Below are 17,275 nucleotides of genomic sequence, written 5' to 3' on the forward strand. Positions count from 1 at the left end.
TAACAATAATGTCAATGACTAATCGGCAAATATCGCGAATTCATAGATTATTTGCCGGCCACTCGGGCAAAAAGGCTCTTTTTGCGCGCAGCCTGGCCGGACTTCATCACGTTGCGCCGGAAGAGCATCACCGAGAAACGGATGATGACCATCGTGAACAGACCCTGCCAGATCAGCGCGAGGCCATGCTGCCAGAGATTGTCCATCTGCGCGGCTCGTGCGATCATCGCGAATGGAGAGCTGAACGGGAAGAGCGCCGCAAACCATTCGACCGGCTCACCCAATTTGGTGATCGAGGAATAGGCAAGAAAGAAGACCAGCAATTGCCCCATGGTCACTGGCATCGACAGGGTCTGCACTTCGCGCACCGTCGTTGCCATCGCCCCGATGCCGAGAAATAGCGAGCCGAGAAGCAGATAGGCCATCGAGAAATAGAGGATCATCAAAATGATGAACAACGGCCAGCCAACTGCGGGCACGGGCAGGGCGCCCCAATTGCCGCCAAACGCCAAGGCGACGGAAAGTCCCATCGTGCTCCACACGGCTATCCCGACAAGGGCCATGCCCAACATTGCGAACAGTTTGCCGAGAAATATCGAGTCCATCGGGATCGCGGCAGCAAGAATTTCGATGATCTTGTTGGTCTTTTCCTCGACCAGGTTAGACAGTACCATGCCGGCGAGAATCATCGTCAGCAGAATCAGAATTGCCTGGCCGGCCTGTGCCGTCAGCAACTGGCCGCGCTCGCTGGAGCTACCGGTTTGCCTGACAAATCTTGTTTCAATTTCCACCTCGACGGGCTGCGACAGAGCGGTCTCCGCGAGCAGCGTAATTTTTCCTCGCCACTTGTTCACGTCTCCTTCGGAACCGGTCAGCACGGGTTTGGCCAATGAGCCGGACAGGATAGCGTTAAGTGATTTTTCGCTATCAAGTTTCGCAATAATGTCCGCTTCCTGTCCCGAAAGGGATCGCAATATCACCAGTTCCGGAAGAGTTTTTGAACCAAGATTCCGAGATAGTCGGATGCGTGTCGCGAGCAGCGTTTCCGCCTCTTCCGGACTCAGTGCGACACCAATTACCGCATTGTCAATATCCCGGGAAACCTGCGATCCCAGTCCGCCTGCGGCAATCCCGATTCCCAGCGGGAAAAGTGGTCCCAGCAAAAAGAAGAAGAAGGATTTGGAAAAGATGATTGCCGAAAAATCACGGCGGGCAATGACAAAGGCGGCACGGATGGTTTCGATCATGCGCTTTCGTCCCCGTCGTTGTTTGTGGCATCGGCTTCCATTTTCCGGGCAGCCGCTTCGCCCGCGATCTGGACAAAGGCGTCGTGCAGGCCGGGCCGCTCAATTGACAACGATTCGATCCCGGCCCCACCTTCCACGAGAGCATTGAGCAAGGGCTCGACGCCACTTTCGGGTAAGGTGAAATGCCAGTTGTGACCAAGTGGCTTACAATCCATCGGGATCGCCGCTCGCCACGGACCATCCAGGTTCCGGGTTTCTAGATGAACCTGGGGCCGGAGGCGGTCGCGCGCAGTCGACACCTTGCCTTTGAACGGAATTTTACCATCGGCGATAATCGCTATTTCTTCGCAGAGACGCTCGGCATGAGCAATCACATGAGTTGAAAAAATTACTGTGACACCTTTGTCGGCCTGCGCCCGGATCAACCGTTCCAGCTTGCCCTGATTGAGGGCATCAAGACCGGAAAACGGTTCGTCAAGAATGATCAGATCGGGGTCGTGCACGAGCGTGCCGAGCAACTGCACCGTCTGGGCCATGCCTTTCGATAGCTGGCGGATCTGCTTGTCGGCTGCGTCGCCAAGGCTATGAGCCTCCATCATCGCCCGGCCCCGTTTGCGCCCTTCGGCAAGCGGCAGTCCACGCAACGCACCCATGAACGCAATTGCATCAAATGCTTTCATCGATGGATAAAGACCGCGCTCTTCGGGGAGATAGCCAACCTGATGCGCCATGGAAATTGGTTCCGGTGATCCAAGCAGAAAGCGTTCGCCTTCATCGGGGTCGATGATCCCGAGCAATATCCGCAACGTCGTGGTCTTTCCCGCTCCATTCGGTCCCAATATCCCGAATATACTGCCCGTTTTAATCGTCAGATCAATGCCATCAACGGCGGCTTCGCCATCAAATCTCTTGACGATATTGCGAGTCTCGATGGCAAATTCGGAATGGGGCGCGTGCATTTACGGCTTTCATATCTGGCAGTAGTGTTTGATAGGGTTAGCCTATGCCGGATGACAAGTTAAGATTGGACAAAACGCTCGAAATAAAGGCGAAGGAAGAGGGCTTTGCCGCGGTTGGCATCGCTCCGGGAGTATTGGCACCAAAAACCCGGGAGCGGCTGAAACAATGGCTGGCGGATGGCAGTCACGGTGACATGATCTGGATGGAGAGCCGGGCGGATGAACGCTCCCATCCAGTGCATTTGTGGCCCGATGTCCGGTCAATCATAATGCTGGGAATGAGCTACGCCCCCGGGACCGATCCATTTGCGCTGGAGGCAATTTCCGATCATGGCCGCATTTCGGTCTATGCCCAAGGCAAGGATTATCATGATGTCGTGAAAGGCGCGCTCAAGCGGACGGCCCGCTGGCTGATCGAACAGGCAGAGTGCGAGGTAAAGGTATTTGTCGATACCGCGCCGGTCATGGAAAAACCGCTCGCGGAAGCCGCTGGCCTCGGCTGGCAGGGCAAGCATACCAATATCGTCAGCCGGGATCACGGCAGCTGGCTCTTTCTGGGCGCGATATATACGACGCTGGAATTGGAGCCGTCAGAGCCGGGCAGGGATCGCTGCGGGAGCTGTTCCGCTTGCCAGGACATCTGTCCGACGGGAGCCTTTCCCGCACCCTATCAGCTCGATGCCCGGGCCTGTATTTCCTATCTGACGATCGAGCACAAGGGGCCGATTCCGCTCCAGTATCGTAAGGCCATGGGCAATCATATCTACGGTTGTGATGATTGTCTGGCCATCTGCCCGTGGAACAAATTTGCCCGGGCTGGCGCAGCAAACAAAGCTTTTCTGCCACGTGCGGAATTGACTGCGCCGGCGCTGGCCGATCTGCTGGCGCTCGATGACGCAAGTTTTCGCAAGATATTTTCCGGATCGCCGATCAAGCGCTCCGGCCGTGACAGGATGGTACGCAATGCCCTTATCGCAGCGGGCAATAGCGGCGATACGGCGCTGATCGCACCGGTTAGAGCGCTTCTGAATGATGATAACGAAGTGGTTCGTGAAGCCGCTGAATGGGCGCTCGATCAGCTGGCGTTAACGCAACCGTAGAGCATTTACGCAGCTGACCCGATCAACTGTCGCGCCATCGCTGCGCCGGGCATCAATATGGGTGACACGGTTGGCACTATCGTTCTTTGAAGGATAGAGATAGGCATCCAATATGCACGCGCCGCTCGCAAACTGGAGTTTTTGTGCGGGTGGTTCTGATATGTCCAGTTGCGGCTTTCCAAACAGACGAATCAACTGACCGGCGGTTTTGCCCATGACAATATCCAGGCCCGCAACCGACTGAAGCGGGGACGCCGGAGCGGCAGGCAGACTGGAACGCGGTGAAGATGTTGTCGAGGCACAGGCAGCCAGCGCAGGCAGGCTGAACAATATAAGAAATTTGGCTTTCATACGGATATTTCTTCCTTCTTCCGATGAACCAGATGGGTAGCCATAGCGGCTCCCAATAGCGGTGCAAGAAAATTGACGAACGGTATGGCGAGCAAAAGGGCCGTGATTAATCCGAGAAGGAAGCGCTCCATTTTGGAAAGTAGCGCCGATGTATCAAATTTTTGAAATTCCGTAATATGTCGTGCTGCGACCATGTCTTGTAGATCCCGCCCGAGTAAAATCGCATTGACCGCAAAAAAAACAATCGGAGCCCCTATGCCGGTCGCCAACAGCACGACATATAGCGGCGCGGCGATAATATTATAGCCCAAGGCGCGACCGACCGAAGCGATACCCATTTTGAAACCCAGTGCATAGCTCGGTGGTTTCGCCGTTTCCGCCCGGTCGGGATAATATCGCCGTTCCACGGCATCCACAACGTCGTCGGAAAAGATGTTGAGCACAAAAATGGCGACGATCCGGAATAACAGATATCCGGTCAAAATGGCGATGATTGCCGCTGTCGCCGCTGCAGCAAAACCACCATCCGTCCAGCCCAGCCAAGCGAACAGCCAGACCAGACCGAAATAGGCAGCTACGCCGAAAAGGGCGAAAAGCAGGAGGGTGAAGAGAATGACTTTTAACAGGATCGCCAAGATGGTCCGGTCGGAGAGTTGTGCAAGGGAATGTCCAAAAGCCTGAAGCATTCGGGCTTCATGTCACGATTGCGTGGCCACCGTCAATTCTGCTTGATGGCATCAGAGCAAACCCCTAACGCATCCCCAAGACAGAAATCTGCCCCAGAAGGACATTTTATGACCGCCGAAGCCCGCTATGATATTGTCGCCATCGGCAACGCGATTGTTGATGTAATCTCTCAGGCGAGTGACAATTTTCTCGATGAAGAGCAACTGGTCAAGGGCAGCATGGCCCTGATTGATGCGCGCCGGGCGAAGGAATTGTACCGTGACATGGGTCCGGCGCGGGAAATCAGTGGTGGTTCGGGGGCAAATACACTCGCAGGAGCCTCAACATTGGGTCGTCAATGCGCACTGATCGCGCAAGTGGCCGACGATCAGTTGGGCGAAGTGTTTGCGCATGATATCCGTGCCACCGGGATTGATTTTGACGTGAAACCGCTGGGCAAGGAACCGCCGACCGCGCGCTGCCTGATTTTCGTCACGCCCGATGCACAGCGGACGATGAACACATTTCTTGGTGCATCTCAGTTTCTGCCACCGGCGGCGGTCGATGCTAAGCTGATCGCCAGCGGTTCCATTCTATATCTTGAAGGTTATTTGTGGGACGCCGATGAACCCAAGGCCGCCATGGCGCTTGGCATCGATATCGCCAAGGAAAATGGGCGTGAGGTCGCCTTCACCCTTTCTGACACATTTTGTGTCGATCGGCATCGGGCGGAATTCGTTGGTCTGATTGAGGACCGCAAGATTGATATCCTGTTTGCCAACGAGGCGGAGATCATGATGTTAAACGAGACCGAGGATTTTGACGCTGCCGTCGCGGAAACCGCTGCCAAGGTAGAAACGCTGATCGTGACGCGAAGTGAACGGGGGGCAATCGCCGTTCGAGACGGAAAAACCTATGCGGTTGCCGCCGAGCCAGTTGACCATGTTGTTGACACGACCGGTGCGGGTGACCTTTTTGCGGCCGGCTTTCTCAGCGGCTATATCGAGCAGCGTCCGATGGAAGAATGCCTCACCATCGGCGCGATCGCGGCTGCAGAAGTGATCTCGCATTTTGGTGCGCGGCCGGAAGCGGATTTGCGGGAACTGGTACAAAACCGTTTCGGCTGATTAGCTTTTCATTTTGAATAATGTCCGGTCTTCCGGGCCAAAGCCCCATTTCCAGATGACCCAGGCATAGCTGCCGAGGATCATCGGAATGCCGACGATCAATTCCATCCATTCCGGCAGATAGGTCGCGAGATAGCCGACCGCACTGGCGATGCCGATTGCAATCAGCAAAGTCCAGCGCCAGCCGTTGACCGGCGCGTTGAGCAGTTTCGACAAGAAGATGGCCTTCACGACCGACGCATAGGCCAGCGCCGCCATAAGCGCCGCTGCGACAGCCGCAGCCTGATATAGTGGACCCCAGCCAAGATATACGCAAATCTGGATAAATGCCACGCTGAGTGCTGCCTGGAGAAGCAACATCGAAAGCGAGATCAATAGATTGCGATGGCGTGCGATATAGACCAAAGCGGATTCGCTGACCACGGCAGTGGCCGCCACTGCTTCAGCTGCCAGCAGGAAGGCAAGCGCGCCGGTCCCGCCGACGAAATTGGGGCCAACCAGTCCCATCACGGCTTCTCCGGGAATGGCCAGCGCCAGAGCGATACCAACCTGCGCGGCAATGATCCAGAAACCGACCTGGCTCACCTGACTTGCAATGGCCTTCAAGTTTCCCGCCTCGAGATTGCGAGTGATAACGGGGCCGAGAATGGGATCGAAGCTGGTTTTCAGCTTTTGCGGCAGGCTCGCCACTTGCTGGGCAATATAATATATTCCGACGATGGCAGGGGAAGCAAAGAGACCGAGAATGGCAAGGTCCAGTCGCCGCGATCCCCATTCGGCAGCATCGGCAGCAGCGAGCGGTATATTGCGTCGGGCGATCTTCGCAATTTTCAGGGGTTCCGGTCGCCAGCCATGTGGCAGTCCATAGCTTTTGAACAGCGGCCAAAGTGATGCCAGCAACGCTGCGATCATCGACACGACATAGGAAAGGATCAAGCCATCGCGCAGCGAATAATAAGAGAAGAGAAAAGCGGCGATACTGATTGTCCATGGTTCGACAATCGACCGGGCGCGCACAGTTGAGGCAATATCGTAACGATAGGCGAGGGCGGCCAGCGCAATATCTGCTCCGACGACCGTAAATATGACCAATGGCAGGAACCGGTCGAGTCCGTTGATCTCGCTGTTCGGAAACATGATGAACGGAAAGGCAATGAGGATCGCCGCCGCGACGGCGGATGCCAGAAAGCTGACCAGAAGACCGTCCCATACGACATGGACATGAGGTCTCTGGGTCTTGCTAAGCTGCGCCGCCAGCCCGCGTTTCAGGCCAAGAGTCGCGAGCTGTGCTGCGAATTCGACGACCAATATCGCATAGGCAAAACGTCCGAGCGCATCGGCGCCATAGATACGGCCGGCGATAAACAAAAACGGTAGACGTGCGGCAAGACGCAGCAGGAAACCGAATATATTGGTCCGCCCGCCTTTGGCCAGCGCGGCAATATCATCCTCGCCTTTGTCAGCTTGCGTATCGCCATCGATGGGCGCTGTACCAGCCGTGCCTGATGGTTCAGGACTGTTCAAATCGCTCTCCGGCTGGCCCACTCCAGGACGAGCTGTCTACAGCATTTTCGAGTTTTTGTCATTATCATGCCTTGCCGGTCTATCTGCGTTCGGAAACCAGCGGCCTTTTCATAAGCTGCGTGACTACAGAATGAATATCGGCTTGGCCGGCCAGCAAAGCGCAGACAGCATCGACAATCGGCATGTCAACGTTACGCGCTTCCGCATCCCATTGGAGGACAGGAGCGGTCGAGGCACCTTCAGCCACCGTCTTCCGGTCCGAAAGCAATATTTCAGCAGATTTCCCTTCGCCCAGTCCCCTTCCGAGAGAAAAATTGCGAGAACTGGTTGAGGAACAGGTGAGGACAAGGTCTCCCAGTCCACACAAGCCGGCCAATGTTTCTGCCCGTGCGCCCCGTGCCGCCCCGTAACGGAGCATTTCGGCGAAGCCGCGACTGATCAGTGATGCACGGGCATTTTGTCCTAGTCCGGCACCGTCGACCACGCCGCAGCCGATGGCGAGGACGTTTTTGACCGCGCCGCCAATTTCCGCACCCGCGATATCGTCGGAATAATAGGGCCGGAAGCTTGGCTTCGCGATCAGCGGGTTGAGTCGTGCCCATAGGGCTTCGCTTTCACAGGCCAGGGTCAGAGCGGTCGGCAGGCCCTGCGCGACTTCATGGGCAAAGGTAGGGCCAGACAAAACCGCGAGATCATTCTCCGGCCGCACGATCTTGGCGACCTCGCTTAACAGCAATCGGCTTCGTGCCTCGATTCCCTTACAGCAAAGGATCAGTGCTGCATCGGAATCGGGGAGTGCCTGGAGGGTGGCGCGCAGATGCTGTGCCGGTGTCACCAGCAGCAGGACATCGCAAGTGGCGATACTATCCCAATCCTGGGTGGCGCGAATATTGTCACGAAGCCGATGGCCTGGGAGAAAAGATTGGTTTTCATGGGTCTGGTTAATCTGGTCGACAACCTCCGGCTCGCGGGCCCACAGTAATGTTTCATCATGGCCTTCGGACAAAACCTGTGCCAGAGCAGTGCCCCAGGCACCGGCACCGATAACGCCGATTTGTGCATTTTTCCCGGTCATGCTTTCACCCCTGCTCCGCGCGCTTTTTCGGCCGTCGGATCCAGTGGCCAACGCGGCCGCGCGACGAAATCCAGTGGGTCCGTCAGGCCTGCTGCGAAACGCTCCGCGCCCGCCCAGGCGATCATTGCGGCATTGTCGGTACACAGCCAGTGCGGCGGTGCGGTAAAGGCCATGTCGTTCTCGTCCGCGACCTGTTCCAACATATTGCGGATCGGCGTGTTGGCGGCGACGCCGCCCGCGACCACAAGATGCGCACAGCTTCCATGATCGCGAATCGCCTTGTCCAGTCGGTCGCGGAGGCAATCAACCACTGCCTGCTGAAAGGAAGCGGCTATGTCTTCGGGTCTGTGTTCACCGCTTTGATGGGCGCGCACCACGGCGCTTTTCAATCCGGCGAAAGAAAAATGGGGTTCCTTTGATTTGATCAAGGGCCGGGGCAGGGGAACAGCCTTTGGGTCGCCCTGTTTGGCAAATGCTTCTACCCGGGGGCCGCCGGGATAGCCAAGGCGCAATATTTTTGCGGCTTTATCAAAGGCCTCACCGGCTGCATCGTCAATTGTGGTTGCCAGTCGCCGGTATTGCCCTACGCCTTCGACCCGCAAGATCTGGCAATGGCCACCGGATACCAATAGCAACAAGTAGGGAAAAGCCAGATCGGGATTGACCAGTCTCGGCGATAGCGCGTGCCCTTCGAGATGATTGACGGCAATCAGCGGTTTGTCGGCTGCCATGGCCAGAGCCTTGCCGGTGACCAGACCGACCATCACACCGCCAATCAGGCCGGGGCCGGCAGTAGCGGCGATTGCATCGACATCGTCGAGCGATTTTCCAGCTTCTTCCAGGGCGGCTGCGATGAGCGGGGTCACAATCTCTGCATGGGCGCGGGCCGCAATTTCCGGAACAACGCCACCATAGGGTGCGTGTTCCGCTTCCTGACCGGCCAGTTTGTGCGCCAGAATCTCGCGATCAGACGTGATTAGCGCGGCTGCTGTTTCGTCGCAGCTGGATTCAATTCCCAAGATCAGGCTCATGACGCTTTTACTTAGGGGCTCAAGCCATTAGGACAAGCGCTATCATGAGTGAAGACAGTAAAAAAGAGATTCTCGCCGGGCTGGATCGGCCCTTGCGCATTGGGACCCGCCAGTCACCGCTTGCCATGGCGCAAGCGACGATGGTGTCCAATGCGCTGCAATCCGTCCACGGCTGGCGACCGGATCAGGTCGAACTGGTGCCGATGATTGCCAGTGGCGACAAGATACTTGACCGCCCGCTGGCGGAGCTCGGCGGCAAGGCGCTGTGGACAAAGGAACTGGATCGCGCGCTTGGCAATGGCGAGATCGACTGCGCGGTGCACAGTATGAAGGATGTCGAAACCATTCGGCCCGACACGTTCATTATCGCAGCCATGCTGGAGCGCGCCGATGTTCACGACCGGCTGATCGGAGCGGAGTCGATCGAAGCTTTGGCAGAACATGCTATCGTCGGTACCGCATCGCCGCGCCGCAAGGCCCAGCTTTTGCAGCAGAGACCCGATCTCGATATCCGGCTAATCCGCGGCAATGTACAACGCAGGCTTCAGAAAATCGCAGACGGTGAATATGATGCGACCCTGCTCGCCGCAGCAGGGCTGAAGCGGTTGGATATGGAACATGTCGGATGTAATATTCCCGATGATGTCATGCTGCCTGCGCCGGCGCAAGGTGCGGTCGGAGTCGAGGTCCGTACCGATGACAGCCACGTTCGCCGGTTGATGCACGCGATTTCATCGACGAATACATTTCGCGCAGTTACTGCCGAGCGCCTGTTTCTGAAGCAATTGACCGCTGACTGTCACAGCCCGGTTGCTGCACTTGCGACGATTGACGGTGCGACTGTGCATTTGCGCGCCAAAATCTTGTTGCCGGACGGTTCGGAGTCGATCGACGGCCAATCGAGCTTTGAAACCGGGGATGTTTCCGCGCCGGGCAATCTGGCAGACAAGCTATTGGGGCAGGCCAGTGCGGAACTGAAGGCCGTATTTGCCCGATGAGTCTGCCGTTGCTTATTCTTCGACCTCTTGAGGGCGCGCTGCAGACCGAGCAGCGGGCAAAGGCGTTGGGGTTGCCGGTGGTTGTTGATCCGCTATTCACCGTCGAATCAATTGCATGGTCCGCTCCGGACGCAAGGAATTTTGATGCACTGCTGCTCACCAGCGCCAACGCCATCAAATTTGGTGGCGCTCAATTGGGTTCCTATCGGTCCTTGCCCGTGCTGGCGGTGGGTGAGAAAACAGCAGACGCGGCGATAAGAGCAGGTTTTGATGTGGAGACAACCGGAAATTTAGATGCGAAACATCTTCTGAACCAGTTGGCAGACGGTTCTTGCCGCAATATTTTGTGGCTGGCTGGCGAGCAACATACACAGATCATCACAAAGCACCGGAAAATCCATATTGCACCGGTTTACAGGGCCCGGGCGCTGAATCTAGGTAGAAAGGCGCAGGCCTGTCTCGCTGATGAAACCGTGATCTTGCTGCATTCGGCCCGGGCTGCACGACACATTCTATCCGAATTGGATCGTTTGAAGCTGTCGAAAAGTACGCATCATGTGCTAGCCTTTTCTGCGAAAGTGGCTGAAGCGGCCGGGCGGGGATGGAAAAGCGTTCAAAGCACGGACCATCCGGACGACGACGCTTTACTGTCTTTGGCGAGCGCACTATGCCGTTCGTGTTGAGAGGATTTGGTCCGTCCAGCGGCCTGACTGAAGAAAAGGAGCCGTAATGAGCCGGGATTATGAAAGGCTTTCGCCATCAACTGGCAAGAGCAATCTGACGCGTAATGTCCTGATATTGATGGTCGTGGCGTTCATAGGCGGAGCGATTCTCACCGGATGGATATTGTCACGCTATAATCCCTTTGACAGCACGTCGGATGCGGAGATCGCTGCGGTTGCAGACAGCACTGCCGCGAAGACTACGGACCCGGCGACGGCTCTTGCCAGCCGCATTGATGCAGATGGCACGGTCTTGCCAGCGGCTACGCAATCGAGTGAGCCGCCAGCACCGGCATTGACGCCGGAACGGGAGCGCGCGCTTGCCGTGCGTGTTGCCGATCTGGAAGACCGTTTGTCGCGGATCAATGTGCAGGCGCAGGCTGCGTCGGGCAATGCTGCCAGGGCAGAGGGGTTGTTGATCGCCTTTGCCGCCCGTCGTGCGCTGGATCGTGGATCACCGCTTGGCTATATCGATCCCCAATTGCGGCTTCGTTTTGGCGATGCGCAGCCCAAGGCGGTCACGACGATCATCAACGCCTCGCGCCAGCCGGTAACGCTGGAGGAATTGGCCGCGGGACTGGATGAAATCGGTCCATCGCTGACGACAGGTTCAAGCGGCCAGGGCTTCTGGACCCAATTCCAGCGCGAACTTTCCGAACTGTTCGTGATTAGACAGCAGGGAACGCCATCTCCTGCGCCGCAACAGCGCCTCCTGCGGGCGAAACGCTATGTCGAAACCGGGAATGTTGATGCTGCGATTGCAGAAATCGAGAAGCTGACTGGAATCGAAAAGGATGAGGATGCTTCGCAATGGATGGAAAAGGCACGCCGCTATAACGAAGCCCGGCGAGCACTGGACGTCATCGAAACCGCAGCGATACTGGAGCCGCAGCAATTGCGTACTGCCGAAGGGGAAAAGGTCGATCAGCCTTCACCGCTGGCTCCGTCGACAGCAATACCGGCTCCCTGATTATTCAGGAACAGGTCCGCTAGCTCTGACGGTACACGAACCGGCCGTCCGCTGGTCCGGTCGATTATCGCCCAGTTGGTTTTCGCTGAGACCTTGATCTTGCCATCCGGGCCTGTGAAATTGACGTTGCGCCAGAAACGTGCGCCTTTGGGCGGTTCTGAAATCCACGTCCGACCGGTCACTGCCGTGCCGACTCCGACATTGCCGCGATAGTCAATCTCGTGCCGGGTCACGACCCAGATATAGCGATCAATCGCGTCTTTGGGTGCGATCGCTTGCCAATGCGCTGTCGCGAGTTCCTGAATCCAGCGCACCCAGACCGCATTATTGACATGACCGAGCTCGTCTATGTCGGATGGTTGAGCCGTGAAGCCCGGTTCTTTTCCGATTGGGGAAGAATGAGAGCTTCCGCTACTCACTCGGCCATTCCCATCTGCCACAATATGAAGGCGAATTCCTCTGCGGTTTCTTCCAGCGCATTCCAGCGACCCGACTTTCCGCCATGACCGGCACCCATATTGGTCTTGAGCAGCAGGATATTGTCATCGGTTTTGGTCGCGCGCAATTTGGCTGTCCATTTCGCCGGTTCCCAATAGGTCACGCGCGGATCGTTGAGTCCTCCGGTGATCAACATCGGCGGATAGTCCTGCGCTTTCACATTATCATAAGGCGAATAGCTGCGGATATACTCGAACGCCGCCTTGTCGGTGATCGGATTGCCCCATTCCGGCCACTCGCCGGGGGTCAGGGGCAGGCTTTCATCCTGCATGGTGTTGAGCACATCGACAAAGGGTACATGCGCGACCACCGCGCCCCATAGTTCGGGGTCGCTGTTGACGATCGCGCCCATTAGTTCGCCACCAGCGGATCCGCCCGAGGCAGTGATCCTGCCCTTGCTGGTATAGCCCTTGTCAATCAGGCCTTTGGCAACGTCGACGAAATCATTGAAGGTATTGGTTCGCTTGGTCAGCTTGCCATCAAGATACCAGTTGCGGCCGAGATCATCGCCGCCGCGAATATGGGCAATGGCGTAGACGAACCCGCGATCGACCAGACTGAGCCGTGTGGTTGAAAAGCTCGGCGGTACGGCATAGCCATAGGCACCGTAGGAATAGAGGTGGAGCGGCGCGCTGCCGTCGATCTTCGTATCCTTGCGATAGACCAGCGAAACCGGCACCATCGTGCCGTCGCGGACCTCGATCATCAGCCGTTCCGTGACATATTGGCTGGCGTCATAGCCGGACGGGATTTCCTGCACCTTGAGTGTTTCGAGGGACTGGTCGGACAGATGATAATCGAAGACCGTGCCCGGCGTGACCATCGAATCATAGCTGAGGCGCAGCTTGTCGACATCATATTCCGGATTGTCGTCTAGCCCGGCGCTGTAGCTGGCCTCTGGAAAGGCGATGCGCTGGACCTTGGCGGGGTCGTCATAGGACCGGATTTCGACCTGATCGAGACCGTTTTCGCGGCCCTCGGTGACATAGAAGTCCTTGAAGGTAGAGATGTCGGTCAGATAAAATTCGTCCGAACCGGCGATCAGGGTCGTCCAATTGCCGGGATCGGCGATCGGTGCCGTCGCCAGCCGGAAATTCACATGCTCGTCATTGGTCAGAATATAGAGCGTATCATCATGTTCCTCGACCTCATATTCGCGACCGGTCTTCCGCGCCGACACCAGAATGGGGTCGGCCAAGGGATTGTCCGTGGGCAGCAGCCGCACTTCACTGGTTTCATGATCACCGGTCGAGATCACGATATATTTTTCCGAATGGGTGAGACCGATGCCGACGCGGAAGCCTTCGTCATCTTCGTGATATAGCTCGACATCGTCGGCAATATCAGTGCCCAGCACATGCAGCCGGGCATTGTCGGTGCGCCACTGTTCATTGGCGAGGCCGTAGAGCAGCATTTTGGAATCCGCGGACCAGACCAGGCTCGACAATGTGCCGGGGATGATATCGGGGAGCAGCTCACCGCTGGAGAGGTCCTTGATCCGTGCCTCGAACCGTTCGGAACCATTGTCGTCATAGGCATATGCCAGCAGGCGACCATCGGGAGAGACCGACGCCGCGCCAAGACGGAAATATTCCTTGCCTTCGGCCAGTATATTCTCGTCCAGCATCAGCTGGTCTTCGCCGCCGGTAACCGCTTTGCGCCAATGCTGGCGATATTGCATGCCTTCCTCGAATTTGCTCCAGTAGAGCCAGTCTCCATCCTTTTGCGGGACCGAACTGTCATCTTCCTTGATCCGCGCCTTCATCTCGGCGAACAGGGATTTGGTCAGCGACTTGCGATCCGCCATATTCTGTTCGAACCACTGATTCTCCGCCTTCAGATAGGCGAGCACATCTTCGTCCTCGACCACCGGATATCGCGCATCTTTCAGCCAGTGCCACGGATCATTGATGACATATCCGTGCCGCTCGTAGCTGTGAGGGCGCTGTTCTGCAAATGGCGGACGAGTCAGCTTTTGTGTCATATTCTCTATATATCTCCGGCCGGATTAAGGTGGCGAATGGGGCTCGGAACTCCTATGTGTTGCACTATAAGCTTATTCAAGGAGTTTGCTCGGCGATGTTGATGTCTACCTACGAAGCGCGCCTCAAGGCGTTGCGGGAACAAATGCAAAAAGACGGTCTCGACGGCTTTGTCGTACCGATCTGTGACGAGCATATGAGCGAATATGTCGGCGAATATGCGCAGCGGCTGGCATGGCTCACCGGCTTTGGCGGCTCTGCCGGCACTGCGATCGTGCTGAAAGACAAGGCGGCGATGTTTATTGACGGGCGCTATGTCGTGCAGGTCCGCGACCAGGTCGACGGCAAACTCTATGAATATGTCAATGTCGCGGACCAGAAGCCGCATGAATGGCTCGCCGCCAATGCGCCAGAGGGCTCAAAAATCGGCTATGACAGCTGGCTGCATACCCGCGAATGGGCGGAAACGGCCAGCAAGGCATTGACCAAGTCGGGCGCTGAACTGGTCGCGGTGCAGCACAACCCCGTCGACGCGGTCTGGGAAGACCAGCCGCAGCGTTCGCCGGAGAAGCTCGCGGTCCATAGCGATCAATATGCCGGAAAATCGGCGCGCGACAAGCGGGCGGATGTCGCGACATGGCTCAGTGACAAGGGCTATGACGCCACCGTCATCGCGGCGCTGGATTCGGTTGCCTGGTTCTTCAACGTTCGCGGCAAGGATATTGCCAACACCCCGGTACCATTGGCTTACGCGATTGTACGGGCGGACGAAACCGCAACCCTGTTTGTCGCGCCGGAGAAGTTGACCGACGCGGTACGCGAACATCTTGGCAATCATGTCGAGATCCGCGACTATGACGAGCTGGCCGACGCCCTGTCGGACATGGCGGGCAAAACCGTTGCGGTTGATCCCGAGCGTTCCGTTGCCGCCATTTTCGAAGCGCTCGACAATGCCGGAGCGAAAATCGTCAAGGATCGCGATCCGACCATTCTCGCCAAGGCGATCAAGAATGAAACCGAGATCGCCGGCCACAAGGCCGCACAGAAGCGCGATGGTGCGGCGCTGACCAAATTTCTGCACTGGATGGCGAACGAGGCTCCCAAGGGCGGACTGGACGAATTGTCGGCCGCCGCCCGGCTGCGCAAGTTTCGCGAGGAGAATCCGGAACTCAAGGATCTTTCCTTCAACACGATTTCTGCCGCTGGCGACCACGGCGCGCTGCCGCACTACAGCGTGAACGAGGAAACCAATCAGCCGATCGAAATGAACTCCCTCTACCTGGTCGACAGCGGCGGGCAATATCTCGATGGCACCACCGATGTCACTCGCGTGGTTGCTGTTGGCGAGCCGAGCGCGGAAATGCGCAAGCGTTACACCCAGGTGCTGCAGGGCCATATCGCTCTCGATCAGGCGGTGTTCCCCAAGGGCACGACCGGCGGGCAGCTCGACATATTGGCGCGTCAATATCTCTGGGCCGACGGCGTGGACTATGGCCATGGCACTGGTCACGGCGTCGGCAGCTATCTTTCGGTGCACGAAGGGCCGCAGCGGATATCCGGCGCAGGCGGTCTGAGCGAGCCGCTTCAGCCGGGCATGATCCTGTCCAACGAGCCGGGCTATTACAAGGCTGGCGAATTCGGCATTCGGATCGAGAATCTATTCCTCGTCGAGGAGCGGGAGATCGAAGGCGGGGAGCAGACCATGCTCGGTTTCGAGACGCTGACTTTCGCGCCGCTCGAGCGCAAGCTGATCGAGGTCGACATGCTCTCGCAAAGCCAGCGCCAGTGGGTTGATGATTATCATGCCAAGGTCCGCGCGCTGATCGCGCCGCAGCTGGATGGCGATGCACTGGAATGGCTGGAGGCACAGACCGCACCGCTCTGAAGCCTGACAGCAAAGCCGGTTGACAGTCCGGCGATGCTGGGGAAAGAGCCAGCGCCATGACAGAACAGAAAAACCCCCGCGACGGCTTTCGCCTGATCACCCCGTTGCGCGTGCGCTATGCCGAATGCGATTTGCAGGGCATCGTCTTCAACGCCCATTATCTGGCCTTTGCCGATGTCGGCATGACCGAATATATGCGCGCGCTGGTTGCGGCAGACCGGCCGAGGGACGAAAACGACATGCTAGGCAGTTTTACGCGCCATTTTGGCGGCGACAACTGGGTGCGCCATGCCGATGTCGATTATCGTGCATCAGCAAAGGCTGACGATCTGCTCGATATCGCGGTGCGGATCACCCGCTTCGGCCGGACCAGCTATTCTCTGCTGGTGCATCTCCTGCGCGGGGACGAACTGCTCAATGTTATCAAGCTGACCTATGTCTGGTTTGATCCGGCAACCCAAGAGGTTGCGCCGGTATCTGCGAAATTCATTGAGGCGGTCAGCGATTTTGAAATTATCAAGCCGGAGCGGGCTTCGGCCAGCGCCTAGAGCTGAGATTTGGTGTCAGCATCGCCGGTAACCATCTGCTTCGCCTGTGCCTTGCGGAGGCGCAGATTTGCTCTTAGCTGCTCAGCGAGGCGTGCGGCCTTCTCGCTTTCCTTACGCAATTTTTCCGATTTGGGTTGGGGTTTTGGCATGGCTCCTATTCGCATTATCTCATGAAAAACGCAACTCCGCTTGACAAGATCGTAACCATTTGGTCTTAGGCCCGCGGTTCGGTAGAAACCGCCTTGTGTGGTGGTGATCACCAGCGCATATAAATGGTCCGGCTGCTGTAGCTCAGTGGTAGAGCGCGTCATTGGTAATGACGAGGTCGAGAGTTCAATTCTCTCTAGCAGCACCACCATTTTTATCCTTCAAAAACAAATACTTAGATGTGGTGGTATACCCGAACATAGTCGCGCAATGTCCGAGGGTTACGCGCCGTTGGTGCAACGGCTGCGGTGCCAGAGACGCTCTGGAAGCCGCGGATATACTGAGTTATCACGGATTATCTCTATAGCCCAAATATTGGAGTCCAGATGCAGATGGATGGATTTGGCGTAGAGATCATTTTTCAGGGATAGTTTTCCCTGATTTG

General features: G+C 57.0%; 17 protein-coding genes and 1 tRNA gene. 8 read left to right on the forward strand and 10 right to left on the reverse strand.

Going from position 1 to position 17,275, the window contains the following annotated elements:
- Nucleotides 1–47 precede the first annotated feature (47 nt).
- Both ACN0VD_RS09460 and ACN0VD_RS09465 read right to left on the reverse strand, forming a co-directional pair.
- Nucleotides 48–1,247 (reverse strand): ABC transporter permease, encoded by a 1,200-nt coding sequence (locus ACN0VD_RS09460; protein ID WP_417593693.1) that lies wholly within the window; start codon nucleotides 1,245–1,247, stop codon nucleotides 48–50.
- The gene (locus ACN0VD_RS09465) at nucleotides 1,244–2,206 is read right to left on the reverse strand and encodes an ABC transporter ATP-binding protein (protein WP_417593694.1); all 963 of its coding nucleotides are present in this window, start codon (nucleotides 2,204–2,206) and stop codon (nucleotides 1,244–1,246) included. Before ACN0VD_RS09465 ends, ACN0VD_RS09460 begins: the two co-directional genes overlap by 4 nt.
- A gap of 44 nt (nucleotides 2,207–2,250) precedes the next feature.
- Here ACN0VD_RS09465 and queG point away from each other — a divergent pair, with 44 nt between their 5' ends.
- The gene (gene queG / locus ACN0VD_RS09470; RefSeq protein WP_417593695.1) at nucleotides 2,251–3,306 is read left to right on the forward strand and encodes a tRNA epoxyqueuosine(34) reductase QueG; all 1,056 of its coding nucleotides are present in this window, start codon (nucleotides 2,251–2,253) and stop codon (nucleotides 3,304–3,306) included.
- On the opposite strand, the gene ACN0VD_RS09475 is transcribed toward queG, so the two are convergent.
- Both ACN0VD_RS09475 and ACN0VD_RS09480 read right to left on the reverse strand, forming a co-directional pair.
- Nucleotides 3,292–3,657 (reverse strand): hypothetical protein, encoded by a 366-nt coding sequence (locus tag ACN0VD_RS09475; RefSeq protein WP_417593696.1) that lies wholly within the window; start codon nucleotides 3,655–3,657, stop codon nucleotides 3,292–3,294. The two genes, queG and ACN0VD_RS09475, sit on opposite strands and share 15 nt — an antisense overlap.
- A complete protein-coding gene (locus ACN0VD_RS09480; RefSeq protein ID WP_417593697.1) occupies nucleotides 3,654–4,343 on the reverse strand; it encodes an EI24 domain-containing protein in 690 nt (229 codons plus the stop codon). The genes ACN0VD_RS09475 and ACN0VD_RS09480 overlap by 4 nt, the downstream gene beginning before the upstream one ends.
- Before the next feature lie 108 nt (nucleotides 4,344–4,451).
- On the opposite strand from ACN0VD_RS09480, the gene ACN0VD_RS09485 reads away from it, so the two are divergent.
- Nucleotides 4,452–5,450 carry an adenosine kinase gene (locus ACN0VD_RS09485; protein ID WP_417593698.1) on the forward strand — a complete coding sequence of 333 codons (999 nt, stop codon included), beginning with the start codon at nucleotides 4,452–4,454 and terminating at the stop codon, nucleotides 5,448–5,450.
- Here ACN0VD_RS09485 and ACN0VD_RS09490 read toward each other — a convergent pair whose 3' ends face one another.
- The 3 genes from ACN0VD_RS09490 to tsaD form a co-directional block, all read right to left on the reverse strand.
- Nucleotides 5,451–6,974: a lipopolysaccharide biosynthesis protein gene (locus ACN0VD_RS09490; protein WP_417593699.1), complete on the reverse strand. Its 1,524-nt coding sequence runs from the start codon at nucleotides 6,972–6,974 to the stop codon at nucleotides 5,451–5,453.
- A gap of 79 nt (nucleotides 6,975–7,053) precedes the next feature.
- Nucleotides 7,054–8,049 (reverse strand): NAD(P)H-dependent glycerol-3-phosphate dehydrogenase, encoded by a 996-nt coding sequence (locus ACN0VD_RS09495; protein ID WP_417593700.1) that lies wholly within the window; start codon nucleotides 8,047–8,049, stop codon nucleotides 7,054–7,056.
- Nucleotides 8,046–9,080 carry a tRNA (adenosine(37)-N6)-threonylcarbamoyltransferase complex transferase subunit TsaD gene (tsaD, locus tag ACN0VD_RS09500; RefSeq protein WP_417593701.1) on the reverse strand — a complete coding sequence of 345 codons (1,035 nt, stop codon included), beginning with the start codon at nucleotides 9,078–9,080 and terminating at the stop codon, nucleotides 8,046–8,048. Before tsaD ends, ACN0VD_RS09495 begins: the two co-directional genes overlap by 4 nt.
- Before the next feature lie 44 nt (nucleotides 9,081–9,124).
- On the opposite strand from tsaD, the gene hemC reads away from it, so the two are divergent.
- From hemC to ACN0VD_RS09515, 3 genes are read left to right on the forward strand one after another with little or no spacing between them, the layout of a single operon-like run.
- On the forward strand, nucleotides 9,125–10,078 hold the full coding sequence (gene hemC, locus ACN0VD_RS09505) for a hydroxymethylbilane synthase (protein ID WP_417593702.1): 954 nt from the start codon (nucleotides 9,125–9,127) through the stop codon (nucleotides 10,076–10,078).
- A gap of 8 nt (nucleotides 10,079–10,086) precedes the next feature.
- Nucleotides 10,087–10,761: a uroporphyrinogen-III synthase gene (locus ACN0VD_RS09510; protein WP_417593703.1), complete on the forward strand. Its 675-nt coding sequence runs from the start codon at nucleotides 10,087–10,089 to the stop codon at nucleotides 10,759–10,761.
- Nucleotides 10,762–10,807: 46 nt separating this feature from the next.
- On the forward strand, nucleotides 10,808–11,770 hold the full coding sequence (locus tag ACN0VD_RS09515) for a mitofilin family membrane protein (protein WP_417593704.1): 963 nt from the start codon (nucleotides 10,808–10,810) through the stop codon (nucleotides 11,768–11,770).
- Here ACN0VD_RS09515 and ACN0VD_RS09520 read toward each other — a convergent pair.
- Nucleotides 11,725–12,189, reverse strand: coding sequence for an acyl-CoA thioesterase (locus ACN0VD_RS09520; protein ID WP_417593705.1), 465 nt, complete (start codon nucleotides 12,187–12,189; stop codon nucleotides 11,725–11,727). The genes ACN0VD_RS09515 and ACN0VD_RS09520 overlap by 46 nt on opposite strands.
- Nucleotides 12,186–14,252, reverse strand: a complete 2,067-nt coding sequence (locus ACN0VD_RS09525) for a S9 family peptidase (protein ID WP_417593706.1) — start codon at nucleotides 14,250–14,252, stop codon at nucleotides 12,186–12,188. Before ACN0VD_RS09525 ends, ACN0VD_RS09520 begins: the two co-directional genes overlap by 4 nt.
- A gap of 101 nt (nucleotides 14,253–14,353) precedes the next feature.
- Here ACN0VD_RS09525 and ACN0VD_RS09530 point away from each other — a divergent pair, with 101 nt between their 5' ends.
- A complete protein-coding gene (locus tag ACN0VD_RS09530; RefSeq protein WP_417593717.1) occupies nucleotides 14,354–16,135 on the forward strand; it encodes an aminopeptidase P family protein in 1,782 nt (593 codons plus the stop codon).
- Nucleotides 16,136–16,191: 56 nt separating this feature from the next.
- Entirely contained in the window at nucleotides 16,192–16,683 is a 492-nt protein-coding gene (locus tag ACN0VD_RS09535) for an acyl-CoA thioesterase (protein WP_417593707.1), read from the forward strand.
- Here the strand turns inward: ACN0VD_RS09535 and ACN0VD_RS09540 are convergent.
- Complete coding sequence (locus ACN0VD_RS09540; protein WP_417593708.1) at nucleotides 16,680–16,832, reverse strand: hypothetical protein; 153 nt, start codon at nucleotides 16,830–16,832, stop codon at nucleotides 16,680–16,682. The genes ACN0VD_RS09535 and ACN0VD_RS09540 overlap by 4 nt on opposite strands.
- A gap of 131 nt (nucleotides 16,833–16,963) precedes the next feature.
- Between ACN0VD_RS09540 and ACN0VD_RS09545 the strand changes: the two genes are divergently transcribed.
- Nucleotides 16,964–17,038, forward strand: a tRNA-Thr gene (locus ACN0VD_RS09545).
- Nucleotides 17,039–17,275 lie beyond the last annotated feature (237 nt).

The sequence above is a fragment of the Parasphingorhabdus sp. genome, from assembly GCF_048267785.1.
In the GTDB taxonomy this organism is placed as follows: Bacteria; Pseudomonadota; Alphaproteobacteria; order Sphingomonadales; family Sphingomonadaceae; genus Parasphingorhabdus.

What these genes read in the sequence shown, in the direction of transcription:
- ACN0VD_RS09460 (WP_417593693.1), bottom strand. Translation starts at nt 1,247, where the DNA reads ATGATCGAAACCATCCGTGCCGCCTTTGTCATTGCCCGCCGTGATTTT.
- ACN0VD_RS09465 (WP_417593694.1), bottom strand. Translation starts at nt 2,206, where the DNA reads ATGCACGCGCCCCATTCCGAATTTGCCATCGAGACTCGCAATATCGTC.
- queG (WP_417593695.1), top strand. Translation starts at nt 2,251, where the DNA reads ATGCCGGATGACAAGTTAAGATTGGACAAAACGCTCGAAATAAAGGCG.
- ACN0VD_RS09475 (WP_417593696.1), bottom strand. Translation starts at nt 3,657, where the DNA reads ATGAAAGCCAAATTTCTTATATTGTTCAGCCTGCCTGCGCTGGCTGCC.
- ACN0VD_RS09480 (WP_417593697.1), bottom strand. Translation starts at nt 4,343, where the DNA reads ATGCTTCAGGCTTTTGGACATTCCCTTGCACAACTCTCCGACCGGACC.
- ACN0VD_RS09485 (WP_417593698.1), top strand. Translation starts at nt 4,452, where the DNA reads ATGACCGCCGAAGCCCGCTATGATATTGTCGCCATCGGCAACGCGATT.
- ACN0VD_RS09495 (WP_417593700.1), bottom strand. Translation starts at nt 8,049, where the DNA reads ATGACCGGGAAAAATGCACAAATCGGCGTTATCGGTGCCGGTGCCTGG.
- tsaD (WP_417593701.1), bottom strand. Translation starts at nt 9,080, where the DNA reads ATGAGCCTGATCTTGGGAATTGAATCCAGCTGCGACGAAACAGCAGCC.
- hemC (WP_417593702.1), top strand. Translation starts at nt 9,125, where the DNA reads ATGAGTGAAGACAGTAAAAAAGAGATTCTCGCCGGGCTGGATCGGCCC.
- ACN0VD_RS09515 (WP_417593704.1), top strand. Translation starts at nt 10,808, where the DNA reads ATGAGCCGGGATTATGAAAGGCTTTCGCCATCAACTGGCAAGAGCAAT.
- ACN0VD_RS09525 (WP_417593706.1), bottom strand. Translation starts at nt 14,252, where the DNA reads ATGACACAAAAGCTGACTCGTCCGCCATTTGCAGAACAGCGCCCTCAC.
- ACN0VD_RS09530 (WP_417593717.1), top strand. Translation starts at nt 14,354, where the DNA reads ATGTCTACCTACGAAGCGCGCCTCAAGGCGTTGCGGGAACAAATGCAA.
- ACN0VD_RS09535 (WP_417593707.1), top strand. Translation starts at nt 16,192, where the DNA reads ATGACAGAACAGAAAAACCCCCGCGACGGCTTTCGCCTGATCACCCCG.
- ACN0VD_RS09540 (WP_417593708.1), bottom strand. Translation starts at nt 16,832, where the DNA reads ATGCCAAAACCCCAACCCAAATCGGAAAAATTGCGTAAGGAAAGCGAG.